Source organism: Paenibacillus zanthoxyli JH29 (assembly GCF_000520715.1).
Lineage (GTDB): Bacteria > Bacillota > Bacilli > Paenibacillales > Paenibacillaceae > Paenibacillus_AQ > Paenibacillus_AQ zanthoxyli.
Genome location: NZ_ASSD01000573.1, coordinates 1 through 4,204, shown reverse-complemented (window position 1 = coordinate 4,204; position 4,204 = coordinate 1). Strand labels below are relative to the sequence as shown.

Below are 4,204 nucleotides of genomic sequence, written 5' to 3'. Positions count from 1 at the left end.
AGCCGGTGAGCCGGCAAACGCCGGAATCGCGGTGTCCGGTGAAACGGTATACGCTGCACCGGCGATTTCCGGAAGGCTCCGGGATAAGCTGAACCGGTTTTTGGTGCAGCTCAAACGCTGGAGAGACGAGGCGCGCCAAGGTGACGTGAGCGGATTGATCTGGCGTATATACGGGGAGAGCGGATACTTGGATTGGGTCGGCGGACTCCCGGGAGGCGCCCAGCGGCAGAGCAATCTTAAAGCATTGTACGACCGGGCGGTTCAATTCGAGAACGATACCTCGGCCCGCGGTTTATTCCGCTTCCTGGTGTTTATATCCCGGCTTCGCGAGAACGGCGGCGATTTGGGAGCGGCCGGGGGCAGCGGCGAGCAGGGCGAAGGCGTCCGGATCATGACTATCCATAAGAGCAAGGGGCTTGAGTTTCCGGTCGTCTTTCTGGCTGGAATGTCCAAAGGCTTCAACCGTCAGGATCTGTACGCTCCGTTTCTGATGCACAAGGAGCTCGGCTTCGGCCCGCGCTTTCTGGAGCGTGAGACCCGGGTCAGCTATCCGACGCTGCCCTACCTCGCCATTGGACGGCGTTCGAGGCTGGAACTGCTGGCGGAGGAAATGCGGGTGCTGTATGTGGGGGTGACACGCCCCCGCGACAAGATGATTCTTGTCGGCACCGTTCGCGATCTGGAGGGCAAAGCGGCGAGCTGGATGTCGTCCAGCGGCGGAGATAAGACGCTGCTTCCCGATCATCTGCTTGCCCGGGGGCGCAGCTATCTGGATTGGATAGGACCGGCATTGATCCGCCACCCCGGCGCGGCGATTTTGCGGAAAATTGCCGGCAAGGAAGGAGCGGCGCCGGTTACCCTGCGCGGCGATCTGTCCAACTGGAGCGTAAGCGTTCTGCCATCCTCGGAACTCGAGACAGGGCTTCATTCAGTCAAGGATGATGGAGAGGACGGGGAAGAAACGAGAAGAAAGGCGCTTCACGAACTGAGCCGGGGGGTGCCGGTTACGGTTTATTCCGGGACAGACGATTCGGCGTCCGAGTGCCTGTCCTGGCATTATCCTTATGCAGCGGCTGCACTTATTCCGGCCAAAACTTCCGTTACGGAGCTTAAGTCCCTTCTGTCTTTGCAGGACCGGCCCTCTTACGATCTTCTGGAAGAGGGGCTCCCCTTAGCGAAGGAGCGCAGCGCCGCCGCTGCCGACAGCCTGCATTTGCGGCGTCCGAAGTTCATGGAGCAGCGCGGCATTACGCCGGCGGAACGCGGCACGGTGTATCATACCCTCATGCAGCATATTCCGCTGGACGGAGAGGCCGGGCTTGCGGAAGTGAAAGAGACGCTGGAAAGACTGCAGCAGCTCCGCATTTTGACGGAAGAACAGGCGGCGGCGGTCGAGCCGGAGAAAGCGGCGGCTTTTTACGAGCATCCGCTCGGCCGCAGGCTGCTGGCTTCGCCATGGAAGAGAAGGGAAATGCCTTTCAGCTATTTAGTGCCCGCATCTGAAGCTTACCATGGCCTAGAGGCTCTGGGCAGAGCGTCTGCGGAGCTGCCTGGGGAGAGCGGCGGGGCTTCTTCATCCGTTCTTATCCAAGGGGTGATCGACTGTCTTTTCCGGGAGGAAGGGCGGCTTATCCTGCTGGATTATAAGAGCGACGCGGTTCTGGAGCATCGGGGCGGGCTGAAAGCCCTGGAGGAGAAATACCATTACCAGCTTGGCCTGTACTCGCAGGCGCTTGGTGATATTTTAGGCGAAGAGGTTGCTGAAGCGTGGCTGTATTTCTTTGACGGCGGTCACGCCGTCCGGGTATAGGTCCGCGCATAGCATAGAGGATGCTGGCATTTCGTGAACATCTCCCGACTTGGGCCGGTCATGCCGCGAACTTATACCATTACACTCTCCATGATCGTTTGACGGCCCTTTCACTCTGACCGAGTGGATGATTAATAAGTTCCGGCGGCTGGGGAGATCGGCTTTTAATGATGATTTGCAAAATATGGGGTTGTGATATTTACATTCGCCCGGATTAGGGGCGGGAAAGAGGCGGAAGATGCGGATTTTGCATACGGGCGACTGGCATTTGGGCCGTACGCTGGAAGGAAGAAGCAGGCAGAAGGAGCAGGAGGCGTTCGTTGACGAACTGGTCGCCATTGCCGAGGAGGAACATGCTGACCTTATTATGCTGGCAGGTGACGTCTATGACTCCGTCAATCCTCCGGCTGCGGCTGAGCAGTTATTCTATGAAGCGGCCTCAAGACTTGCATCGGGCGGAAGGCAGCTGGTCGTTATCGCAGGCAATCATGATCAGCCCGAGCGAGTATCCTCCGTATCCCCGCTTGTCTTCGGACTCGGCATTACCCTTGTCGGTCTGCCCGCAGCCGATCCGGTGACGGTTCAGATCGCCCGGACCGGGGAAACCGCGCATATAGCGGCTCTTCCGTACCCCTCCGAAGCCCGTCTTGGCGAACTGCTGGCCGAAGACAGCGACGAAGCCGGACTTCGGCTCGCTTACAGCGCGCGCGTAGGCCGCCTGATGAAGCTGTTGTCCCGGGAATTCACGCCAGGCACGGTCAATTTGGCGATGAGCCATATTTATGTGCTGGGCGGTGTGGAGAGCGACTCCGAACGCCCGATCCAGGTTGGCGGGGCGTATACGGTCGATCCTTCGGCGCTGGCATGCGGCGCGCAGTATACGGCGCTTGGCCATCTTCACCGTCCGCAGAAGGTCAAGGGAGAAGGGGTCATCCGCTACAGCGGTTCTCCGCTGGCGTACAGCTTCTCGGAGGCGGGCCAGGCCAAGTCCGTGACAATGCTGGAACTCTCCCCGGGAGCAAAGGCGAAGCCGGAAGAAATTCTGCTGCGCTGCGGCCGTCCTCTGGTGGAGTGGGATTGTGCGGGGGGGCTGGATGAAGTGTACCGTTGGCTTGACGAGGGCAGGGACGCCAATGCGTTCATTGATCTGAAAATCCGTTTAAGCGAGGCGCTGTCGCTGGGAGATATCCAGCGGCTTCGCAAAGCTCGGGAAGGTATCGTACATATCCGCCCGGTCTACCCGGAGATGGAGCAGGAATTGGAAGCGTCCCTCCGCTCCCGGATGCCGGTGCAGGAGCTGTTCAGAAGGTTCTACCAGCGGCAGACCGGAGGAGCGGAGCCGGAAGACAGCCTTGTGGAGCTGTTTTTGGAGCTGGCGGAGGAAGAACGTGACGGACAGGAAGCGGAGGAGACTAAATGAAGCCGATACTGTTAAAAGTGAGCGGGCTGCAGAGCTACCGGGAAAGTCAGGAGATCGATTTCCTCAGCTTGTGCGAGACCGGGCTGTTTGGCATTTTCGGGCCAACGGGCAGCGGAAAATCGAGCCTGCTTGATGCCATTACACTGGCGATGTACGGCAAGGTGGAACGCGCCGTGAACGGGACGCAGGGGATCATGAACCATTCCGAGGATACCCTTGCCGTGGCGTTCACCTTCGAGCTGAGCACTTCCCACGGGGCGCGCCGCTACCGGGTGGAGCGGAGATTCAAACGGACGGGCGAGCAGTCCGTCAGCAATACGGTGAGCCGCTTCATTGAGATCGGACCGGACGGAGAAACCGTGATGGCGGACAAGCTTGCGGAGGTGACGCGCTGTGTCGAGGACAAAATCGGGCTTAAAATGGACGATTTTACCCGGGCGGTCGTTCTGCCTCAGGGCAAGTTCGCCGAATTTCTGTCCCTTCGCGGCGTCGACCGCAGACAGATGCTGCAGCGCCTGTTCCACTTGGAACAGTACGGGGACCAACTGGCGCTGAAGCTCAGCCGCCGGGTAAAAGAGAATGAGGCGGCGCTGCGCGCGCTGGAGGCCGAACAGCAGGGGCTGGGCAGCGCCGGAGCGGAGGATGTGCAAGCGGCGGAGGAGCGTCTTGCGGAGGCTGTACGCCACGCCGCGAAGTGCCGTGAGCGCTTGGAGGCGGCGACCCGGCAGGCCGAGCGTTTCGGCAAAATCCGTGAGCTGCAGGAGGAGCGATCCCGCCGGGAGATGAAACTGCTGGAATTCCGGGCGCAGGAGGCGCAAATTGCCTCGATGGAGCTGCGGCTGCTTAAGAGCGACGAAGCCGCCAAGATTGCGCCTGCGCTTCAGGCATGGCGCAGCGCAGAAGAGGCCTGGCGCACCCGTGCCGCGTCAGCGGAGCGGCTGGAGGCGCAGCTTGCGGTGTCCGAGCAGGAAGCG

At 60.4% G+C, this 4,204-nt stretch carries 3 protein-coding genes; all 3 read left to right on the top strand.

Annotation, left to right across the window (positions count from 1 at the left end; genetic code table 11):
- Positions 1–1,810, top strand: a 1,810-nt coding sequence (locus L691_RS0122305; protein WP_025692520.1) for a 3'-5' exonuclease, incomplete at its 5' end; no start/stop codon positions are given.
- A gap of 238 nt (positions 1,811–2,048) precedes the next feature.
- Positions 2,049–3,230 carry an exonuclease SbcCD subunit D gene (locus tag L691_RS0122300; RefSeq protein WP_025692519.1) on the top strand — a complete coding sequence of 394 codons (1,182 nt, stop codon included), beginning with the start codon at positions 2,049–2,051 and terminating at the stop codon, positions 3,228–3,230.
- Positions 3,227–4,204: AAA family ATPase (locus L691_RS29815; protein ID WP_036737737.1), on the top strand; the 978-nt coding region annotated here is incomplete at its 3' end. The genes L691_RS0122300 and L691_RS29815, both read left to right, overlap by 4 nt.